This is a genomic window from Saccharopolyspora sp. NPDC045941, from assembly GCF_056431445.1.
The window spans coordinates 1-20049 of the sequence record NZ_JBWKKU010000001.1; the positions used below are offsets into that span (position 1 = coordinate 1).

The 20049-nt window shown below is 69.1% G+C and carries 16 protein-coding genes, 2 tRNA genes, 1 rRNA gene and 2 riboswitches; of the genes, 8 read left to right on the plus strand and 11 right to left on the minus strand.

The window, feature by feature from the left end; genetic code table 11:
* Nucleotides 1–119: 119 nt before the first annotated feature.
* Nucleotides 120–236, plus strand: a 5S ribosomal RNA gene (gene rrf / locus AC07FN_RS00005).
* A 126-nt stretch (nucleotides 237–362) separates the two neighbouring features.
* Nucleotides 363–2063, plus strand: a complete 1701-nt coding sequence (ilvD, locus tag AC07FN_RS00010; RefSeq protein WP_478393618.1) for a dihydroxy-acid dehydratase — start codon at nucleotides 363–365, stop codon at nucleotides 2061–2063.
* Here ilvD and AC07FN_RS00015 read toward each other — a convergent pair whose 3' ends face one another.
* The 3 genes from AC07FN_RS00015 to AC07FN_RS00025 form a co-directional block, all read right to left on the minus strand.
* A complete protein-coding gene (locus tag AC07FN_RS00015) occupies nucleotides 2064–2315 on the minus strand; it encodes a zinc-ribbon domain-containing protein (RefSeq protein ID WP_358576176.1) in 252 nt (83 codons plus the stop codon).
* Between the two features lie 181 nt (nucleotides 2316–2496).
* Nucleotides 2497–3588 carry a ribonucleotide-diphosphate reductase subunit beta gene (locus AC07FN_RS00020; protein WP_478393619.1) on the minus strand — a complete coding sequence of 364 codons (1092 nt, stop codon included), beginning with the start codon at nucleotides 3586–3588 and terminating at the stop codon, nucleotides 2497–2499.
* A 132-nt stretch (nucleotides 3589–3720) separates the two neighbouring features.
* On the minus strand, nucleotides 3721–6171 hold the full coding sequence (locus AC07FN_RS00025) for a ribonucleoside-diphosphate reductase subunit alpha (RefSeq protein WP_478393620.1): 2451 nt from the start codon (nucleotides 6169–6171) through the stop codon (nucleotides 3721–3723).
* A 110-nt stretch (nucleotides 6172–6281) separates the two neighbouring features.
* Nucleotides 6282–6495: riboswitch (cobalamin riboswitch) on the minus strand.
* A gap of 117 nt (nucleotides 6496–6612) precedes the next feature.
* Between AC07FN_RS00025 and AC07FN_RS00030 the strand changes: the two genes are divergently transcribed.
* Entirely contained in the window at nucleotides 6613–8982 is a 2370-nt protein-coding gene (locus AC07FN_RS00030) for a glycoside hydrolase family 3 protein (RefSeq protein WP_478393621.1), read from the plus strand.
* A gap of 232 nt (nucleotides 8983–9214) precedes the next feature.
* On the opposite strand, the gene AC07FN_RS00035 is transcribed toward AC07FN_RS00030, so the two are convergent.
* Nucleotides 9215–10156, minus strand: coding sequence for an ABC transporter substrate-binding protein (locus AC07FN_RS00035; RefSeq protein WP_452612215.1), 942 nt, complete (start codon nucleotides 10154–10156; stop codon nucleotides 9215–9217).
* Between the two features lie 136 nt (nucleotides 10157–10292).
* Here AC07FN_RS00035 and AC07FN_RS00040 point away from each other — a divergent pair, with 136 nt between their 5' ends.
* Nucleotides 10293–10940 (plus strand): alpha-ketoglutarate-dependent dioxygenase AlkB family protein, encoded by a 648-nt coding sequence (locus AC07FN_RS00040; protein ID WP_358576181.1) that lies wholly within the window; start codon nucleotides 10293–10295, stop codon nucleotides 10938–10940.
* Between the two features lie 46 nt (nucleotides 10941–10986).
* Here the strand turns inward: AC07FN_RS00040 and AC07FN_RS00045 are convergent, their stop codons facing one another.
* Together AC07FN_RS00045 and AC07FN_RS00050 are read right to left on the minus strand one after the other, a co-directional pair.
* Nucleotides 10987–11568: a DUF5134 domain-containing protein gene (locus AC07FN_RS00045; RefSeq protein WP_478393622.1), complete on the minus strand. Its 582-nt coding sequence runs from the start codon at nucleotides 11566–11568 to the stop codon at nucleotides 10987–10989.
* A 435-nt stretch (nucleotides 11569–12003) separates the two neighbouring features.
* Nucleotides 12004–12076, minus strand: a tRNA-Lys gene (locus AC07FN_RS00050).
* Nucleotides 12077–12444: 368 nt separating this feature from the next.
* Between AC07FN_RS00050 and AC07FN_RS00055 the strand changes: the two genes are divergently transcribed.
* The gene (locus AC07FN_RS00055; RefSeq protein ID WP_478393623.1) at nucleotides 12445–13587 is read left to right on the plus strand and encodes a L,D-transpeptidase; all 1143 of its coding nucleotides are present in this window, start codon (nucleotides 12445–12447) and stop codon (nucleotides 13585–13587) included.
* Nucleotides 13588–13694: 107 nt separating this feature from the next.
* On the opposite strand, the gene AC07FN_RS00060 is transcribed toward AC07FN_RS00055, so the two are convergent.
* The 5 genes from AC07FN_RS00060 to AC07FN_RS00080 all read right to left on the minus strand — a co-directional run bounded on the left by AC07FN_RS00060 (nucleotide 13695) and on the right by AC07FN_RS00080 (nucleotide 17514).
* Nucleotides 13695–13770: transfer RNA gene (locus tag AC07FN_RS00060), tRNA-His, on the minus strand.
* A gap of 109 nt (nucleotides 13771–13879) precedes the next feature.
* Complete coding sequence (orn, locus tag AC07FN_RS00065) at nucleotides 13880–14521, minus strand: oligoribonuclease (protein ID WP_478393624.1); 642 nt, start codon at nucleotides 14519–14521, stop codon at nucleotides 13880–13882.
* Nucleotides 14522–14569: 48 nt separating this feature from the next.
* On the minus strand, nucleotides 14570–16207 hold the full coding sequence (locus AC07FN_RS00070) for an AMP-binding protein (RefSeq protein WP_478393625.1): 1638 nt from the start codon (nucleotides 16205–16207) through the stop codon (nucleotides 14570–14572).
* 121 nt (nucleotides 16208–16328) lie between these two features.
* Nucleotides 16329–16526, minus strand: coding sequence for a hypothetical protein (locus AC07FN_RS00075; RefSeq protein ID WP_478393882.1), 198 nt, complete (start codon nucleotides 16524–16526; stop codon nucleotides 16329–16331).
* A gap of 244 nt (nucleotides 16527–16770) precedes the next feature.
* On the minus strand, nucleotides 16771–17514 hold the full coding sequence (locus tag AC07FN_RS00080; protein WP_478393626.1) for a hypothetical protein: 744 nt from the start codon (nucleotides 17512–17514) through the stop codon (nucleotides 16771–16773).
* Between the two features lie 210 nt (nucleotides 17515–17724).
* Here AC07FN_RS00080 and AC07FN_RS00085 point away from each other — a divergent pair, with 210 nt between their 5' ends.
* The 3 genes from AC07FN_RS00085 (at nucleotide 17725) to tenA (ending at nucleotide 19817) form a co-directional block, all read left to right on the plus strand.
* Nucleotides 17725–17982: a hypothetical protein gene (locus AC07FN_RS00085; RefSeq protein WP_452612210.1), complete on the plus strand. Its 258-nt coding sequence runs from the start codon at nucleotides 17725–17727 to the stop codon at nucleotides 17980–17982.
* A gap of 135 nt (nucleotides 17983–18117) precedes the next feature.
* Nucleotides 18118–18212, plus strand: a riboswitch (TPP riboswitch).
* Complete coding sequence (gene thiD / locus AC07FN_RS00090) at nucleotides 18200–18997, plus strand: bifunctional hydroxymethylpyrimidine kinase/phosphomethylpyrimidine kinase (RefSeq protein ID WP_478393627.1); 798 nt, start codon at nucleotides 18200–18202, stop codon at nucleotides 18995–18997. It overlaps the preceding riboswitch by 13 nt.
* 109 nt (nucleotides 18998–19106) lie before the next feature.
* Nucleotides 19107–19817: a thiaminase II gene (gene tenA / locus AC07FN_RS00095; RefSeq protein WP_478393628.1), complete on the plus strand. Its 711-nt coding sequence runs from the start codon at nucleotides 19107–19109 to the stop codon at nucleotides 19815–19817.
* Nucleotides 19818–20049 lie beyond the last annotated feature (232 nt).

Genomic DNA, 20049 nt, shown 5'->3' on the forward strand with positions numbered 1-20049 from the left:
CTATACGGTATCTGAGACAACAACCAGGCTATGGTTGTTGTTGATAATTGAATTGATGATCGCTTGTTGATCGTCGACACCCGAGTTTTCCTGCCCTGTTGTGGGTGGGGTTGTGGGTTGTCGGTGGCGATGGCGGGGAGGGTCCGCCCGGTCCCATTCCGAACCCGGTAGCTAAGCTCCCCAGCGCTGATGGTACTGCACTCGACAGGGTGTGGGAGAGTAAGACACCGCCGACACATTATGTGAGAAGGGTCCCTTCTTTTCCGGTCCACCGGAAAAGAAGGGACCCTTTCTCTGTTTCCGGCTCCGACGCGTCGTCCTGTGACGGGCGGTTCGGGTGTGATGCGGACTACAGTCGAGGCGTGGACCATGCCAAGCTCACGAGCGACCAGCGCACGCTGAAGCCTCGCAGCAGCGAGGTCACCGAAGGAATGGAGCGGGCCGCGGCGCGCGGGATGTTGCGCGCCGTCGGCATGCAGGACGCCGACTTCGCCAAGCCCCAGATCGGGGTGGCGTCCTCCTGGAACGAGATCACCCCGTGCAACCTCTCGCTGCAGCGCCTGGCGCAGGCGGCGAAGGAAGGAGTGCACGAGGCCGGCGGATACCCGATGGAGTTCGGCACGATCTCGGTCTCCGACGGCATCTCGATGGGGCACGTCGGCATGCACTACTCCCTGGTGTCCCGGGAGATCATCGCGGACTCCGTCGAGACCGTGATGGAAGCCGAACGGCTGGACGGTTCAGTGCTGCTCGCGGGCTGCGACAAGAGCCTGCCGGGCATGCTGATGGCGGCGGCGAGGCTGGACCTGGCGTCGGTGTTCGTCTACGCCGGCTCGATCCTGCCGGGCCGCGTCGACGACCGCGAGGTCACCATCATCGACGCCTTCGAGGCGGTGGGGGCGTGCGCGCGTGGCCTCATCACGCGTGCCGAGGTGGATCGCATCGAGCGCGCCATCTGCCCGGGCGAAGGTGCCTGCGGGGGGATGTACACCGCGAACACGATGGCCTGCGTGGCTGAGGCCCTCGGCATGTCCGTGCCCGGGTCGGCCAGCCCGCCGTCGGTGGATCGGCGCCGTGACGGGGGTGCTCGCGAAGCCGGCCGGCTGGCGGTCGGCATGCTGGCCCGGCAGTTGACCGCGCGGCAGATCCTCACGAAGGAGGCGTTCGAGAACGCGATCGCCGTGACGATGGCCTTCGGCGGATCGACCAATGCAGTGCTGCACCTGCTCGCGATCGCCCGGGAGGCCGAGGTCGACCTGCGGCTGGACGACTTCAACCGGATCGGCGACCGCGTGCCGCACCTGGCCGACGTCAAGCCGTTCGGCCGGTACGTGATGCCCGCGGTGGACCGGATCGGCGGCGTGCCGGTGATGATGAAGGCCCTGCTCGATGCCGGCCTGCTGCACGGCGACTGCATGACGGTGACTGGCCGCACCGTTGCGGAGAACCTCGCCGAACTCGACCCGCCGGACGTCGACGGCGCGGTGCTGCACCGGCTTTCGAACCCGATCCACCCCACCGGCGGGCTCACCATCCTGCGCGGATCGCTCGCTCCGGACGGCGCGGTGGTCAAGAGCGCGGGCTTTGACTCGGCGAGCTTCGAGGGCACGGCGCGTGTCTTCGACGGCGAGCAGGGGGCGATGGATGCCGTGGAGGACGGCACGCTGAAGCCCGGGGACGTGGTCATCATCCGCTACGAGGGGCCGCGTGGCGGGCCGGGCATGCGGGAGATGCTCGCCGTGACCGGTGCGATCAAGGGCGCCGGTCTCGGGAAGGACGTGCTGCTGGTGACGGACGGCCGGTTCTCCGGCGGCACCACGGGGTTGTGCATCGGGCACGTGGCGCCGGAGGCGACCGATGGCGGACCGATCGCGCTGGTGCAGGACGGCGATCCGATCCGCCTCGACCTCGCCGACCGGACCCTGGACCTGCTCGTCGGCGACGAAGAGCTCCTGCGCCGTCGGGAGAACTGGTCACCGCCGGCACCTCGGTTCCGCAAGGGCGTGCTCGGCAAGTACGCGAAGCTGGTCGGCTCCGCGGCCGAAGGAGCGGTCTGCGAGTGATCAGGCCTGCAGGCCCTGCTGGGCCTGGGCCTGGAGCTGTTCCGCCATTTCCTTGGTGATCGGAGACGTCGTGCCGCACCAGGTGCAGGTCAGCGCGTACCGGGTGCTGGTCGGGAACAGCGGGATGAAGAACAGCGTGAACTTGGTGACGCCCTTGTTGAGGGTCGTCGCATATGTGCCGCGGCAGCCCGGGCAGACGAGCAGCAGGCTGGCCAGCCGCTGGACGGTGCTCCGGAATCCCCAGATGATCAAGCTTTCCTCCCCGGTGCGGTGTGCGATCGCCAGCTGACGCTAGGGCAGGTGCCGGGCGGGCCGGGGCTCGAACGGGGTGGGTTGCTCCATCGTCGACGAGTGCGAGTGATCACATCCAAACGAACGGCCTGTTCACCCCGCCTAGCGGCGTGAACAGGCCGTTCGCTCTAGGCCGTCGGCGTCAGTCCCACTGGAGGGAGCCGCCGGACTGGTACTCGATCACCCGGGTTTCGAAGAAGTTCTTCTCCTTCTTCAGGTCCATGGCCTCCGACATCCACGGGAAGGGGTTGTCGGCCTCCGGGAACACCGGCTCCAGGCCCAGCTGGGCGCAGCGACGGTTGGTGATGAAGTGCATGTACTGGGCGCAGAGCTCGGCGTTGATGCCGAGCAGGCCGCGCGGCATCGTGTCGCGCCCGTAGGCGATCTCCAGCTCGCAGGCCTCCGCCAGCATCCGCCGGACCTCGGCCTGGAACTCCTCGCTCCACAGGTGCGGGTTCTCCAGCTTGATCTGGTTGATGCAGTCGATGCCGAAGTTCAGGTGGATCGACTCGTCGCGCAGGATGTACTGGTACTGCTCGGCGATGCCGACCATCTTGTTCCGCCGGCCCAGCGCGAGGATCTGCGCGAACCCGGTGTAGAACCACATGCCCTCGAAGATCACGTAGAACGCCACGAGGTCGCGCAGGAACGCCTGGTCGGTCTCGGTGCTGCCGGTGGCGAAGTCGGGGTCTTCCAGGCTGCGGGTGTACTGCAGCGCCCAGGCGTCCTTGTCGGCGATCGACGGGATCTCGCGGTACATGTTGAACAGCTCGCCCTCGTCGAGGCCGAGGCTTTCGCAGATGTACTGGAAGGTGTGGGTGTGCACGGCCTCTTCGAAGGCCTGCCGCAGCAGGTACTGGCGGCACTCGGGGTTGGTGATGTGCCGGTAGACGGCGAGCACGATGTTGTTGGCCACCAGGGATTCCGCGGTGGCGAAGAACCCCAGGTTGCGCTTGAGCAGCAGGCGCTCGTCGGCGCTGAGGCCGTCGGCGGACTTCCACAGCGCGATGTCGGCCTGCATCGAGATCTCGGTGGGCATCCAGTGGTTGTTGCAGCCCGCGAGGTACTTCTCCCACGCCCAGCCGTACTTGAGTGGGAGCAGCTGGTTGACGTCGGCGCGGGCGTTGATCATCGCCTTGTCGCCGACGGCGACGCGCCCGCCGGAGCGGTCGATCTCGCCGAGCCCGGCGACCGACGAGGGGGATTGCAAGGAGGTCATGCTGTGTTGCTCCATGGGAAATCGCGCGGTTCGAGTCCGCGCGTCGAACAGGACTTGACCTGGGCTCCGGCCCCCGGGTCCCGCAATTTCAATGGAAATCGGACCTTCGATTTCCATTGAAATTGCGGCGGGATGCCGGGGTGAGGGTTACTGGCAGGCTTCGCAGTCGGGGTCTTCGACCGAGCAGGCCGCGCCGGCCGTTGCGGTCGGGATCTCCGCGACCGGGACCGCAGTCGGGACCCCAGTAGGGACCGCAGTCGGGGCCGCAGTCGGGACCGCGTTGAGCTTGCCGTCGGTGCCGCGCAGGGTGCTCTTCTCCACGTGGGTCGCGCTGGTGGAGCGCAGGTAGTACGTGGTCTTCAGGCCCTTGTGCCAGGCGAGCCGGTAGAGCTCGTCGAGGGTGCGGCCGCTGGGCCGGCTGACGTAGAGGTTCAGCGACTGCGCCTGGTCGATCCACTTCTGGCGCCGCGCCGCCGCCACCACCAGCCAGCGCGGCTCGATCTCGAACGCGGTGGCGTAGAGCTCCTTGAGCTCCTGCGGGATCCGGTCGATCGGCAGCAGGCTGCCGTCGTGGAACTTCAGGTCCGCGACCATCGCGTCGTCCCACAGCCCCACGCGCTTCAGGTCGGCGACCAGGTGCGGGTTGACCACGGTGAAGTCGCCGGACATGTTCGCCTTGACGTACAGGTTGCGGTAGACCGGCTCGATGGACTGGTTGACGCCGCAGATGTTGGAGATCGTGGCGGTCGGCGCGATGGCCATCACGTTGGAGTTGCGCATGCCATCGCGCACCACCCGCGCCCGCAGCGCCTCCCAGTCCAGTGTGGACGACCGGTCCAGGTCGACGTCCCCGTCGCGGGCCTCGGCGAGCAGTTCGAGCGAGTCGATCGGCAGGATGCCGCGGCTCCACAGCGAACCGTCGAAGGACTCGTAGCGGCCCCGCTCGGCCGCCAGCGCGCTTGACGCGGCGATGGCGTGGTAGCTGATCTGCTCCATGCTGCGGTCGGCGAACTCCACCGCCGCATCCGACGACACCGGGATGCGCTGCACGAACAGCGCGTCCGCGAAGCCCATCAGCCCCAGCCCGACCGGCCGGTGCCGCAGGTTGGACCGGCGTGCCTCAGGGATCGTGTAGAAGTTGATGTCGATGACGTTGTCCAGCATCCGCACGGCGGTGCGGGTGGTGCGCTCCAGCTTCTCGGCGTCGATGCCGTCGGCCGTGACGTGCCGGGCCAGGTTGATCGACCCGAGGTTGCACACCGCCACCTCGTCGGTGCTGGTGTTCAGGGTGATCTCGGTGCACAGGTTCGAAGAGTGCACGACGCCGTTGTGCTGCTGCGGCGAGCGCAGGTTGCACGGGTCCTTGAAGGTGATCCACGGGTGGCCGGTCTCGAAGAGCATGGTCAGCATCCGCCGCCACAGCTCCACCGCCCGGACCCGCTTGAACACCTTGATCTCGCCGCGGTCGGCGGCCTGCTCGTAGGCGCGGTAGCGCTCGGCGAACGCCTTGCCGTAGAGGTCGTGCAGGTCAGCGGTCTCGTCCGGGGAGAACAGCGTCCACTGCTCGTCGGCTTCGACGCGGCGCAGGAACTCGTCGGGCACCCAGTTCGCGGTGTTCATGTCGTGGGTGCGGCGGCGGTCGTCGCCGGTGTTCTTGCGCAGGTCGAGGAACTCCTCGACGTCGATGTGCCAGGTCTCCAGGTACGCGCACACCGCGCCCTTGCGCTTGCCGCCCTGGTTGACCGCCACCGCGGTGTCGTTGGCGATCTTCAGGAACGGCACCACGCCCTGCGACTTCCCGTTGGTGCCGTTGATGTGGGCGCCGATGCCGCGCACCGGCGTCCAGTCGTTGCCCAGCCCGCCGGCGTACTTCGACAGCAGCGCGTTGTTGCTGATCGAGTGGAAGATGCCGGACAGGTCGTCGTCCACAGTGGTCAGGAAGCAGGACGACAGCTGCGGCCGGGTGGTGCCGGCGTTGAACAGCGTCGGCGTCGAGCACATGAAGTCGAACGACGACAGCAGGTGGTAGAACTCGATGGCCCGCGCCTCGCGGTCGTCCTCGCGAAGCGCGAGACCCATCGCGACCCGCATGAAGAAGGCCTGCGGCAGCTCGAACCGGGTGCCGTCGTGGTGCAGGAAGTACCGGTCGTAGAGGGTCTGCAGCCCGAGGAAGCCGAAGGTCAGGTCGCGTTCCGCCACCAGCGCGCCGCCCAGCCGCGCCAGGTCGAAGGCGCCCAGCTCCGGGTCCAGCATCTCCAGCTCGATGCCGCGCCGCACGTAGTCGGCGAAGTACTCCGGGTAGCGGGCGCGCATCTCCTCCTGGTCGGCCTCCTGCGGCTCCCCCAGGTAGCTCAGCGCCTCGCGGCGCATCCGGTCCAGCAGCAGCCGGGCGGTGACCTGCGAGTAGTTCGGTTCGGTCTCGATCAGCGTGCGCGCCGCCATGACCTGGGCGAGCGAGAGCTCGTCGTCGCTGATGCCGGTGTAGCCGGTGCGCCGCACCTCGTCGAGCACGGCTTCGGCGGACACGCCGGACAGCCCGGCGCAGGCTTGGTGGACCACAGTGGACACGCGGGTCCAGTCGTTGAGTGTCGCCGTCACGGGCTCTCTCCCTCGCGAGCTCGGCGGACCACGACGGCGCGCGAGGAGACCCGCGGCGGCAGCCGCTGGTCGTCCGCGCAGACCCGCCCTCGAGGTCCCGGACAGCACGCTTCGCGCGTGCACCGGCGGCAGGTCTTCGGACTCACGGGCGGCCTAGCGGTCGTGGCTTCCCAGGCTGTTCGCCCAGTGCTCTACCCGCTGCCGTTCGGCAGCCGGGTCACGCCTTTCGTTCCCGTTCACCGCTGCGGGGCAGTCCCGGATTCGCACCGGGTTCCCTCTTGCCTCACCGGACGCCTCCGGTGAACCACCAGCGATCGACACACTACATGTTGGGTTCGGGGGCGGCGTGCATGGGCAGATAACGGCGTGGCGTGGTACCGGTCGACAGTCCGGGCGCGGTGGCCGAGACTGGGCGGCCGGGGGCTGGCGAAAGGGGACCCGGTGGACGAGGCGAAGCTTCGGTCGTTGCTCTCGGAGCTGACCGTGGCGGACAAGGCGCGGCTGCTGACCGGAGCCGACTTCTGGACCCTGCACCCGATGCCCCAGATCGGGCTGCGGTCGCTGGTGCTCTCCGACGGCCCGAACGGGGTGCGCGGCACGACCTGGGACGAGCGCGACACCTCGTTGCTGTTCCCGGTGGCGTCCGCGCTGGCGGCGACGTGGGACCGGGCGGCGGCGCGGACCGCGGGGGAGATGTTCGGCGACGAGGCGCGCCGCCGGGGCGTGCACGTGGTGCTGGCGCCGACCGTCAACGTGCACCGAAGTCCTTTCGGCGGAAGGCATTTCGAGAACTTCTCGGAGGATCCGCTGCTGATCGGCGAGATCGGCGCCGAGGTGGTGGCGGGCATCCAGTCGCGCGGGGTGGCCGCGACGCCGAAGCACTTCGTGGCCAACGACAGCGAGACCGAGCGGCTCAGCTACGACGCGATCGTCGACGAGCGGACGCTGCGCGACCTCTACCTCAAGCCGTTCGAGCGGATCATCGCGAAGGCATCGCCGTGGGTGCTGATGGCCGCCTACAACTCGGTGAACGGCAGCACGATGACCGAGAATTCCGCGCTGGTGAACGACATCCTCAAGGGTGAGTGGGCGTGGGACGGCGTGCTCGTGTCGGACTGGTTCGCCACCCGCTCGCTCCAGGCGGCGGCGCTCGGCGGCCTCGACCTGGCGATGCCCGGGCCGAAAAGCCCCTGGAGCGGCGGAAAACTCGCGAAAGCCGTGGAGAAGGGCGGAGTTCCCGAGTCGGTGCTGGACGACAAGGTCCTGCGCGTCCTGCGGCTGGCCGACCGCGTCGGCGCTTTCGAGGACTCCGAGCCTGGCGGTGGCGGTCCGTCGGAGGAGGCCCGGCCGGTCATTCGGCGGCTCGCGGCGCAGGGATTCGTGCTGCTGCGCAACGAGGCCGTGTCGGATGCGCCGCTGCTGCCGATCGACCCGAAGGTCGCCAAGGTCGCGGTGATCGGCGAGAACGCCACCATTCCGGCGGTGCAGGGCGGCGGTTCCTCGCACGTCAGCCCGCCGCACGTGGTGACTCCGCTGGACGGGCTGCGGGCGGCGTTGCCGGACGCGGATGTCGTGTACCAGCGCGGTGTCCGGCACCGGCGGCTGCTGGACGTGATCCCGGGTGCGGAGGTCGCCGATCCGGCGGGAGAGGGCAGCGGCCTGCGCGTCGACTACCTCGGTGCCGACGGCGAGGTGCTCGAAAGCGAATTGCGCGGCACCGAGCGGCTGCTGTGGCTCGGCGGGCTGCCTGCCGGGGCGAAGTCGTTGCGGCTGCGGGGGAATCTCCTGCTCGACGTCGGCGAGCACGTGTTCGGGGTGAACGGCACCGGCGGCTTCCGCGTCGAGCTCGCGGGCCGGGAGGTGCTGGCCGCGGACGTGGTGCGCGCGGACGGGATCGACGATCCGATGGGCGACATGCTGGAGCCGCCCGAGCAGCGGTTCAACGTGGTGATCGTGGAATCGGACCTGGACGACGCCGGTCGGGCCGCGCTCACCGTGGAGTTCACCCCGCAGAGCCTCGATGCGCTGGTGGCGGTCGGAATCGGGCACCGCGCACGGGAATGGGACGACGCCAGCGAACTCGCCGCGGCCCTCGCGGTCGCCAGGGACGCCGATGTCGCGGTGGTGGTGGTCGGCACCAACGACGAGGTCGAGACGGAGGGCCGCGACCGCGACTCGCTGGATCTGCCCGGCGCGCAGAACGAGCTGATCCGCAAGGTCGTGGCGGCGAATCCGAACACCGTCGTGGTGGTCAACGCCGGTTCGCCGGTGCTCATGCCGTGGGCCGCCGACGTGCCCGCGGTGCTGTGGACCTGGTTCGGCAGCCAGGAGTACGGGGACGCGCTGGCCGATGTGCTGCTGGGCGAGGCGGAGCCCGGCGGCCGGTTGCCGACGACGTTCCCCGCCGAGCTCGCCGACGTCCCGGTCCCGCTGCCCGGTGTGCAGCCGGTGGACGGCGAACTGCACTACACCGAGGGGACCGTGGTCGGCTACCGCGCGTACGAAGACCGGGCCGTGACACCGGCGTTCCACTTCGGACACGGGCTCGGGTACACGACCTGGCAATACCTGGACGCCGTCGCCGAAGGCGAAGGCGTGCGGGTCAAGCTGCGCAACACGGGCGACCGAGCGGGACGCGAGGTGGCGCAGGTGTACGCGACGGAGCCGCTGCGGCTGGCGGGGTTCGCCGTCGCCGAGGCCGAGGCGGGAGCCGAGGTGTCGGTGGTGGTGGACGTCGAGCCCGGGGCGGGCGAGCTGCGCGTCGGGCGCAGCGCCGGCGATCTGCGGATCGGCGCAGCGAAGAGCCCGTGAGTCCGGTGGACCCACGGGCTCTTCGGGGGCGTTTCAGAATGCGGCGTCAGCCGCATGCGGTGTGGGACTCAGCTTGCACCGCCGCGGGTTCTCAGACGTCGTCTGGCGAGGACAGCCCCAGCGCCGCGTATTGGTCATACGTAAGTCGGGGATCACGGAGTCCAGACGGCGTCTGAGGTTCCGCTACCTGCACCGCTACGCAAATCCATTCTGAAATCAGCTCTTCTCCGGGTCACTGCTGGGCGAAGGCCTTCTGCAGGTCGTCCAGGACCAGGTTGGCGGCGATCGGGCCGAGGCCGAGGTACCAGGTGTCGTCCTGGACCTCGATGGCCTTGCCGTTCTTCACGGCGTTGAGGGTCGTCCACTGCACCGAGTCGACCACGCCGGTCATCTGCTGCTTGGCGCTTTCGCCGTAGGCGGCGTAGAACAGCTGGTCGCCGTCGGCCTGGGAGATCTGCTCGCGGCTGATCTTGGTGTGGGTCTGCTCGATCTGCTGGTTGTCGGGGCGGCCGAAGCCCGCGTCGGCCAGGATCGTGCCGATGAAGGAGCCCTTGCCGTACAGGCGGATGTCTCCGGGGATGAACCGCAGCATGCTGACCTTGCGGGCGGCCGGGTCGCCGACCTGCTTGCCGATGTCGGCGGCGCGCTGCTGGTAGGCGTCGAGGATCCGCTGCGCCTCGTCCTTCTTGCCCAGCGCTTCGGCGTCGAGCAGGAAGTTTTGCTTCCAGGTCTTGCCGACGGTCTCGGCGAACACGGTCGGCGCGATCCTGCTCAGCGCCTCGTAGTTCTGGTCGTCGCGGACCTTGCTGGAGAGGATCAGGTCCGGCTGGAGCGCGGTGATCTTCTCCAGGTTGGGGGAGCCGATGGTGCCGACGATCTCGATGTCACCGGCCTTCTCGGCGAGGTACGGCTGCAGCGTCTTGTTGGCGTCCGGCAGCACGGTTCCGATCGGCTTGACCCCCAGCGCCAGCACCGCGTCGAGTTCTCCGGTGTCCAGCACGACCACCCGCTTCGGGGTGCCGGTGATCTTGGTCTGGCCCTTGGCGTGAGTGACGATCCGCTCGGTGCCTTGGGGCGCGGGGGACTGCTCGGGGGTCGACGTGCCGCACGCCGCGGCGGTGCCGAGCGCGAGCACGGCGGTGATGACCGCGAGCAGTCGACGAGGACGGAACATGGTGCTCCCTGCCTGTCCGGTTGGCTCCAAAAGTTTGGCAAGCCTAACCTGAACGGAGTAGCGAAACCAGTATTGAGAGCGTTCTCACGAGGAGATCGCCGAGTTGCGATGATCTTGGCGTGGTAGAGGGGCGGATGTGGATTCGTTGATCCCGCGCGAGCGGGCCGAGATCGCCCCGGGCGCGGTGCACGTGCCCGACTGGCTGGACGTCGAGCGGCAGCGCGAACTGGTCGTCGCGTGCCGGGAATGGGCGCGTTCGCCGGCGGGCCTGCGATCGGCGCGGCTGCCCAGCGGCGGCGTGATGTCGGTGCGGACCGTGTGCCTCGGCTGGCACTGGTATCCCTACCGCTACTCGCGAACGGTCGACGACGGCGACGGTTCCCCGGTCACGCCGTTCCCGGACTGGCTCGGCGACCTGGGGCGCAGAGCGCTGGCCGACGCCTACGGCCGCGCCGCCGAGGACTACCGGCCGGACGTGGCGCTGGTCAACTTCTACGACGCCGACGCGCGGATGGGCATGCACCAGGACCGCGACGAGCGGAGCCGGGAACCGGTGGTGTCGCTGAGCCTCGGCGACAGTTGCGTCTTCCGCTTCGGGAACGCGGAGAACCGCAACAAGCCGTGGACGGACGTGGAGCTGTGCTCGGGCGACCTGTTCGTCTTCGGCGGCCCGTCCCGGCTGGCCTACCACGGGGTGCCGAAGACGTTCCCGGGCACGGGACCGGAGATCGGCATGGCGGCGGGCCGCCTGAACATCACCCTCCGAGTGTCCGGAATGGACTGAGGAGGCCCGCGACCCGTGTGCACTTCGTGCGGGTGGGGGCCAGGGGTCAGAGCGTGGTCAGGAACATGTGGGCCATGCCCAACGACAGGACCAGTTCGGTCGCGGCGCCGAACCGGCGGCAGGCCGGAGGGGGCCGCAGCAGATCGGTGCCGGCGAAGCCGGCGCTGAGCAGGCTGTAGATCATCAGCACCCAAGCCACGAGCGGAAACGCGAAGCCGGCGGGAGGGGCGTCGAAGACGCCCGGAACGCCGCCGTGCGAGTGCCCGTGCGAGTGCCCGGAGGGCAACGAGAACGCCTGCGTAGCGGCGGAGTGAGGCCGCGTAGCGGCGAACATGTAAGCCATCGCCAACGAGCCCACGAAGTGGTGCAGGTGGGCGAGAGCGGGACGCCGGCGCAGCGCCAGCAAGCCCAGCCAGGCGGAGCCGGCGACGAACACCGCGGCCCACAAGCCGGCGGGGAGCAGGGGTGGCAACAGCATGGCGCTCATCCCGACGCCCATCAGCGCGCGGGAGAACTCCGAGCTGCGATCGGAGCCGGAACCCCGGCGAAGAGCAAGAACCAACCGAACCAAGCAAGCCAGGGTCACCACGAAGACGAAGAAGCTGATCAAGGACCCGAAGAAGGCCAAGCCGCAGCAACCTCCGATCGGTAGCCAACCCCCAGATCCTTGGCCAAGAACCCCCAACAAAACCAGGTCCGACCGGGTACAACCCCGATCCCCACCGGCAACCACGCCGCAACGACCACCAACCCAGGCCAAGAAGACAAGAAGAGGGACCATCCGGTCCGAAGGCCAGGTCCCCCAGCGCCGGCGAAGCCGAGCAAGGGCCAGCGTGCAAGGAAGGCGACGTCCCCCACCAAGCCGAGAAGGGGAACCACCCAGTCCGAAGGATGCTTTATGGCCCAGGAGCTACCCAGGCCCGGAAGCCTGCAAAGGGCGACCCGAGAACGGAAGCCGAACACCGCACCGTGGGGGGTCTGGGGGGCTCGGCCCCCCAAAGCAATGACGAGATATAGAAAAAAGCGAAACGCCCCGCGTAAGCAGGGCGTTCCGCATATCGAGTGCGCCAACAGGGACTCGAACCCCGAACCCGCTGATTAAGAGTCAGCTGCTCTGCCAGTTGAGCTATTGGCGCTGGCTGCCGGTCAGTTCTGATCCGTTCGGTTCGGTTCCCTTTCGGTTTCCCGTTCCGGCCGGTCTCCCTGGCGACGTGGAAAACATTAGCACGGTCGTGTGGGGGTGCCGAACAGGGGGTCGGTCTTGGGTTCGACGAGGTTGCCGGGGTGGGAACGCAACCTCGGGGTGGGGCGTTGCGTCTCTATGGAGGGCGATCGGTCAGGGGCGATCACCCGGTGTGCATCTTGTGGTCCCTTCACACACTGTCGGGGCATTGCTGCACACTGTTCACAGGCGTAGTGGCGCATCGGATCGGACGGACTGTTGCCCATGAGGGAGTGGCGTAATTCGGTCGGGGTTCCCGTACGGGTTTCACGACTGTTGGCAATGTTGATCTTCGGCTTGGTGGCGTTGCTCGTCGCCGGCTGCAGCGAATCGGGTTCGGGGGCCACTCCGGCGTCCGATGAGGTGCCGCCCGCACCGACACTGGAACTGGCGCCGCAGAACGGCGCCAAGGATATCTCGCCGGCCGGGCCGATCAAGGCGACGGCGGTCAACGGCAAGATCGTCGAGGCGGTGCTGACCAACTCGGAAGGCGCGAAGCTGTCCGGTGCCATCGCGCCGGACGGGGCGAGCTGGACGGCGGGCGAGAAGCTCGGCTACGGCAAGACCTACACGCTGTCCGTGACCGCGCAGGGGGCGAGCGGGCCGGCCATCACCCAGCAATCTACCTTCAGCACGGTCTCGCCGGGCAAGAAGAGCTTCGTGTCGATGAACCCGCTCGACGGGCAGACCGTCGGCGTGGGGCAGCCGCTGGCTTTCTACTTCAGCCAGAACGCCCCGGCACCGGACAAGGCCAAGGCCGAGGACGCGATCAAGATCAGCACCGAGCCGGCCGTGGAGGGCGCTTTCTACTGGTTCAACAGCCGCGAGGTGCACTGGCGGCCGAAGGACTACTGGAAGCCGGGCACCAAGGTGTCGATCGACGTCGACGTGTACGGCAAGGACCTCGGCAACGGGGTCTGGGGCGAGGAGGACCGCAAGGCCACCATCACGATCGGCGATGCGGTCGTCCTGAAGGCCGACGGTGCCTCGCACCAGATGAGCATCGAGAAGAACGGCGAGGTGATCCGGACCATGCCGGTGTCGCTGGGCAAGCCGTCCTTCCCGTCCAACAACGGCGTGCACGTGGTCACGGAGCACCACGCCACCAAGGTGATGGACTCCTCGACCTACGGTCTGCCGATCGAGGCCGGCGGCTACCGCACCGAGGTGAAGTGGGCGGTCCGGATCTCCAACGGCGGCGAGTTCCTGCACGCCGCGCCGTGGTCGGTGGGCGACCAGGGCCGGCGCAACGTCAGCCACGGCTGCATCAACATGAGCATGGAGAACGCCAAGTGGGTCTTCGACCTGCTGAAGAAGGGCGACGTCGTGCAGATCACCAATTCCGGCGGACCGAACCTGCGTTCCTGGGACGGTTTCGGGGACTGGCAGATCCCGTGGGACCAGTGGGTGCAGGGCAACAGGTGAGTTGGGCGTGAGCGGTTGTTCCCGGCAGCACCGGAAACGACCGCTCACCCCGAGCGACCGGGCAATGAAGAAAGGCCCCGTTCCAGCGGAACGGGGCCTTTCTTCATTGGGGTGAGTGACGGGAATCGAACCCGCGACACCTGGGACCACAACCCAGTGCTCTACCGACTGAGCTACACCCACCTCGGCCGCTCGGACCGGCCCTTTCGGACCCTTCCGGAGCAACGCTCACATAGTAGCGTGCGCTGCCACCGGGTTTTCCACCGGCTCCGGTTATCCCGGTGCGCGCTGGTCAGCGGCCGTTCTCCGGGGTATCGCGGGCCTTGCCGGCGCCATCGTCGTTGAGCAGTTCGGCGGCCACCGCCTGTGCCTGTTCGCTGGTCGGCCCCGGCTGCGGGACGAACGCCGTCCGCCGGTAGTAGGCCAGCTCGCGGATGGACTCCCGGATGTCGGCCAGCGCGCGGTGCGCGAGGCCCTTCTCCGGCTGCGCGTAATAGATCCGCGGGTACCAGCGGCGGCACAGCTCCTTGATGGACGACACGTCCACCATCCGGTAGTGCAGGTGGGCGTCCAGCCGCGGCATGTCGCGCGAGATGAAGCCGCGGTCGGTGGCGATCGAGTTGCCGGCCAGCGGCGCGGAACGGTCGACCGGCACGTACTGGCGGATGTACTCCAGCACCCGCTGTTCGGCTTCTTCGAGGGTCACCTCGGAGCGGCGCACCTCTTCGGTGAGCCCGGAGCGGTCGTGCATGTCGCGCACCACGTCGGGCATCCCGGCGAGCGCTTCGTCGTCGGCGTGGATGACGATGTCCACGCCTTCGCCGAGGATGTTGAGGTCGGCATCGGTGACCAGGGCGGCGATCTCGATCAGCGCGTCCTTGCCGAGATCGAGACCGGTCATTTCGCAGTCGATCCACACTAGACGGTCATTCACCCGAGGCAGCCTAACCCGCCACGGGACGTGATCGTGCAGCCGTGCCGGTCATGCCTCCAGGCAGGCGAGCAGCTCGCGCGGCACGACCTTGCCGGTGGCGTTGCGCGGCAGCTCGTCGAGGAACACCACATCGCGGGGCATGGCGAATTTCGACAGCCTGCCGCGAAGCCGGTCGCGCAGCTGCTCGGCGTCCAGGTCGCCGTCGGCGCGGAGCGCCACGAACGCCGCGAGCCGCTGCCCGAACTCGGCGTCGTCGACGCCGATGACGGCGGCCTCGGACACCTCCGGCATCCCGGCGATGGCGTCCTCGGTCTCCTTGGGGTAGACGTTCTCGCCACCGGAGATGATCATGTCGTCTTCGCGGCCGACGACGAACAACCGCCCGGCGGCGTCGATGCGCCCGAGGTCGCCGGTGGACATCAGTCCGTCGCGGATCTCCCGGCTGCTGCCGTTGGTGTAGCCCTCGAAGAGCATGTCGTTGCCCGTGAAGATCCGCCCGGTCGCGCCGCGGCGCACCGGTGTCCCGTCCTCGCCGAGGATGCGCACGATCGTGCCTCGCGGCGGTCGGCCCGCGGTGGCGGGCGCGGCGCGCAGGTCGTGCGGTGTCGCGATGCTCACCCACGACACCTCGGTGGAGCCGTAGAGGTCGTAGAGCACGGGCCCGAAGGCGCGCTGGAACCTGGTGGCCAGGTCGGCGGGCAGCGCCGAACCGCTGCTCGCCACGATGCGCAGCGCGTCGTGGCCGTACTTGGTGCGGATCCGTTCGGGGAGTTCGAGGATGCGCTGCAGCATCACCGGCACCGCGAACATCGACGTGCACTGGTGGCGCTCCACGGCGCTGAGCGCGTGCTCGGGATCGAACTTGCGGTGCAGCACCAGTGTCGCGCCGAGCACCGAGCCGAGCTGGAACGCGGCGATTCCCCAGGTGTGGAACAGCGGCGCGCTGACGAGCACTCGTTCGCCGCTGCGCAGCGGCACCCGGGACAGGATCGACGCCGCGGGGGCCAGCCCCGCCGGATCGGGGCGGCGGGCGCCTTTCGGGGTTCCGGTGGTGCCGGAGGTCAGCACGATCATCCGGGAGTGCCGGCCCGGCCGGGGCAGCTGCTTGGCCGGGGCGGTGGTGATCAGGTGCTCGAGGGTGTCGTGGCGGGTGGTGCCCTCGGTCCACGCCAGCACGGCATCGAGGTCCTCGGGCAGGTTCGGCAGGTGGCTGCGGAACTCGGCGTCCAGGACGAGCAGGCCGACCCGCTGCTCGGCGATCACGTCGACGAGCTGGCGGCTGCTCAGGCCGGTGTTGAGCAGCACCACGTCGACGCCGAGCTTGGCGGCGGCGACGATCGTTTCGACCGGACCGTGGTGGTTGCGGCACAGCACGCCGATCCGGGTGCCGCCGGGGACGCGGTCGCGCAGGCCGTTGGCCAACCGGGTGGTGCGCTGCGAGAGCTCGGCGTAGCTGAGCGCGCCGCGCTCGTCGATCACGGCCGGGCGGTCGGCGTGGCGCACCGAGCCGACGGCGAAGCCCAGCGGCGGCGTGATGCCCCAGCGCCGCCAGGCGAGGACGACCCGCAGCAGCTTGTCCGGCCGGAGCGGGCTGATCACCCCCTGCTTGGCCAGGACGAACGCCGTGTGCAGGCCGGACGTTCCGCGCCCGAGGAGCGCGGCTGATCGTTGCCAGAACGTGCTCACGCAGTCACCTCTCGGTCGCCAGGTTACCGGGAGTAGATAATGCCGTGAGCGGACTGCGTGGGGAAGGCCGAGATCACGAGAGCGGGAGCGGACCGTCGTCCGCCCCGCCCTCGATGGGTGTTCACTCGAGCGTGGCGGCCTGCACGATCGCGTCGCGCAAGGCCGCCCGCAGCCTGCCGACCTCCAGCGGTGACAGCACTGCGGTCTCGCCCGGTGGGGCGATCAGCACGACGTTCTCCTGGTTGATGAACACCGACATGTCCCGACGTCTGCCGGCGACATCGCGGCAGCTCACATGCCACTGCTTGGTGGGCTCCACGATCCCCAGCCTCCCTGTTGCAGTTCGCGCGCTCTGCCTCCAGCGCGCGGTATTGATCGAGGGACGCGGTTGGGTATGAACCGTGACGGCATATGCCAGCATCATTCGCGGGCGTGGCTCAGAACACATCTACATCGGGTGATCTGGAAACTCCGAGTGATCATTCACTCGAGCGGCGGTTCCCGGAAAAGCAGAAGTCCGCAGCTCCGTTCGAAGCTGCGGACGTGAGTCGGTGGGCTGGGGCTCAGACCGGGCGGACCACCAGGCCGTTCGCCTCGGCGGTGAAGGTGACCGCCGCTTCTTCGAAGTCGGCGATCGGCAGCTCGTCCCGGACCAGCCGGTGCGGCGCGTCGAAGGCCTCCACCCGGATCTCGCCGGTGCTCAGCGTGCGCTCCGGGAAGTCCACGCCGCCGACCTTGACCTCCAGCTCGCTGCCCTGCACCGCGATGGTCAACCAACCGCCGGGCACCGTCAGCTGCTCGCCGTCGTAGGTCAGGGTGAGCCGGCTGGCGGCGGGGGCCTCGGAGCGGACGGCGACGTGCGAGATCGCGACGTCGCGGTGGCCCGAGTCGCCGGCCAGGGCGATCACGTCCCGCGTGACCTCCTCGGCCGGGCCGTCGCCCGGCTTCGGCGTGAGCACCGGGGCGCGCAGCTCGGCGGCCACCCGGTAGGGCTGCCACGACCCGGCGCCGATCAGGTTGACCACGGCGGTGACGTCGACGTCGGCCAGCAGCCGGGCGCTGCCCGGAGCCGGCGTCACCTCGACGGCGTCGACGTCGCGCCGGTTCAGCAGCTCGCGCAGCGCCTTCGCGCGCTGCCTGCTGTTGCGGTCGAATCCGCGGGTGATCGCCACCGTCCCCGAGCCGGCGGCCGCCACGGCGGCTTCGGTCAGGTCCGCCAGCGGGGCCCAGATCCGGGCGGGATCCTCCGGCCGGGGTTGCCGGCGGGAACGGGCGAAGCTCGGGGCATCGGTCGTGGTTTCCATCATCAACCACTTTAGTCCGCGATGAAGGGTCCCCTTGCCTACCGGTGGGTGCCTTCACGGTGTGAATTCGATCGCTGTGCCGATTCCGCCCGGGTCGCGTGGGCCGATCGGAGCAGGCGGGCGGCTCGGCGATCGGAGTGGTCCGGCCGCCGAACGGTCTTGTCGCGCGGCGCACCTGGGGCAATGCTGGGGCGATCATCTAGGGGGGGCGGGATGACCGAGGTGCACTTCCCCGAACTCGGGCGCAGGCAGGCCGGTCGCGATCCGGCGCGCGGCGTGCTGGTGTGCTGGCTGGTCGCGGACGGCAGCCGGGTGCGGGTGGGCGACCGGTTGGCGGAGATCAGGGTGGGCGGCGATCGCTGCGGCCGGACGGTCGGCTGGGTTTCCGCGCTGGCCACCGGCACGCTGTGGCACCAGGTGCGGCCCGGCGAGGTCCTCACCGCCGGCGTGGTGGTCGGCCTGATCGACTGAGAGCCGTTCGGGAGGCTGCGGCAGGGCGGCTCTTGCGCTTCGAAGCGGCGAAGCCGCTTAGCACCGCCTCGCGGAACGAGTTCGGAAACAGCAAGGCGGGCGTGGTCGTGGGCCCGGCCCGGTTGTTAGGTTGGTGGCAGTGACGCGGGGTGCCCGGCTGCCGGGCTGAGAACAGACCCGTTGAACCTGACCTAGCTCGTACTAGCGGAGGGACGTCATGGTTCCCAATGTGCTGACCATCGCCGGCACCGACCCCAGCGGCGGAGCAGGCGTGCAGGCCGACCTGAAGACCTTCTCGGCGCACGGCGCCTACGGCATGTCCGTGATCACCGCGCTGGTCGCGCAGACGACCACCGGGGTGTCCGAGGTCCACGAGGTGCCGCCGGAGTTCATCACCGCGCAACTGGTCACGCTGCTCGACGACGTGCGGGTGGACGCGGTCAAGATCGGCATGCTGGCCAACGCCGAGGTGATCCGCGCGGTGGTCGAGGTGCTCGACCGCTACGCGCCGCCGCACGTCGTGCTGGACCCGGTGATGGTCGCCAAGAGCGGGGACCGGCTGCTCGCCTCGGAAGCGGTCGGCGCGCTGCGCGAGGAGCTGCTGCCGCGGGTGGACCTGATCACTCCGAACCTGCCGGAGGCCGCGGACCTGCTGGGCGAGCCGGAGCTCACCGACCCCGCCGACATGCCCGCGCAGGCCGAGCGGCTGGCCGGGCTGGGGGCGAAGCAGGTGCTGCTCAAGGGCGGCCACCTCGACGGCGGGACCAGCGTGGACCTGCTGTACGGCGACGGGATCGCCGAGTTCCTCTCCAGCGAGCGGGTCGCGACCACCAACGACCACGGCACCGGCTGCACGCTGTCGGCCGCGATCGCCGCGCTGCGACCGCAGCGCGGCGACTGGCTCGAAGCGGTGCGCGAGGCCAAGGAGTACCTGACGGAGGCCCTGCGCACCTCCGACCGGCTCGACGTGGGCCACGGCCACGGCCCGGTCCACCACTTCCACCACTGGTGGTGACCCGGCGACCCGTCCTGCCGCAATTTCAATGGAAATCGGACCTTCGATTTCCATTGAAATTGCGTGCGCCGTTCGCCGCGGTGCCGAAACACGATCACGAGAGGTTCTGATGAGCAAGTTGCCCGCTCCGCCCGCCGACGGTTTCTGCGCCAAGGCTTGGGCGCACACCGCCGATCTTCAGCAGGCGATCGTCGAGCACCCGTTCAACGCCGCGCTGACCGACGGCACCCTGGACCGCGCCCGCTTCGCGTTCTACATCGTGCAGGACGCGCGCTACCTGGTCGGTTTCGCGCAGGCGCTGGCCGCCGCCGCGACGAGCGCCGACACCGCCGAGGACGCCGCGTTCCTCGCCGGCGCCTCGCAGGGCGCGCTGGTCGAGGAGCGCCGGTTGCACGCCGGGTACGTCGCCGAGTTCGGCCTGTCCGACGCCGAGATCGCCGGGATCGGCACGTCCCCGTCCTGCCTGGCCTACACCTCGTTCCTGCGCGCGAACGCGCTGACCGAGCCGTATCCGGTGCTGCTGGCGGCGATCCTGCCGTGTTTCTGGGTGTACCAGCACGTCGGCACCACGATCCTGGAGGCCACCGGAGGCGCCGAGGGCCACCCGTACCGGGCGTGGATCCAGACCTACGCCGACGACGAGTTCGCCGCGGCCGTGCTGACCGCCCGCGACCTCACCGACCGGGTCGCCGAGGCTGCGGACGACGAGACCCGGCAGCGGATGCTCGAAGCGTTCACCCGGGCCACCGAGTACGAGTGGCTGTTCTGGAACAGTGCCTGGATCAAGGAGGAATGGCCCACCGCGCGCTTCCTCGGATGAGGAATTCCCGGCTCGTCCGCGCAGCGGCGCAAGTTGTGCGGGCGGGCCGGGCGGCGGCGGGCCGGCGGGCGAAACCCGTTGCGAGGTGGGAATAATCCGCGCCGACTCGATGTGACCGGGCGCACATGTTGCACCGCTAACGTATCGTGCGGTGCAGCGATGCTCTCTGCGAGACGCCCGTCCGGGCGAGGAGCAAAGCGTGGATTCTTCCACCCGTGGACGGAGTTTCGTC

Bases quoted from the DNA above. Each gene is read 5' to 3' on its own strand.
- AC07FN_RS00080 (WP_478393626.1), bottom strand. From the start codon at position 17,514: ATGATGGAAACCACGACCGATGCCCCGAGCTTCGCCCGTTCCCGCCGG.
- AC07FN_RS00055 (WP_478393623.1), top strand. From the start codon at position 12,445: ATGTTGATCTTCGGCTTGGTGGCGTTGCTCGTCGCCGGCTGCAGCGAA.
- AC07FN_RS00020 (WP_478393619.1), bottom strand. From the start codon at position 3,588: ATGGAGCAACACAGCATGACCTCCTTGCAATCCCCCTCGTCGGTCGCC.
- tenA (WP_478393628.1), top strand. From the start codon at position 19,107: ATGAGCAAGTTGCCCGCTCCGCCCGCCGACGGTTTCTGCGCCAAGGCT.
- AC07FN_RS00085 (WP_452612210.1), top strand. From the start codon at position 17,725: ATGACCGAGGTGCACTTCCCCGAACTCGGGCGCAGGCAGGCCGGTCGC.
- thiD (WP_478393627.1), top strand. From the start codon at position 18,200: ATGGTTCCCAATGTGCTGACCATCGCCGGCACCGACCCCAGCGGCGGA.
- AC07FN_RS00035 (WP_452612215.1), bottom strand. From the start codon at position 10,156: ATGTTCCGTCCTCGTCGACTGCTCGCGGTCATCACCGCCGTGCTCGCG.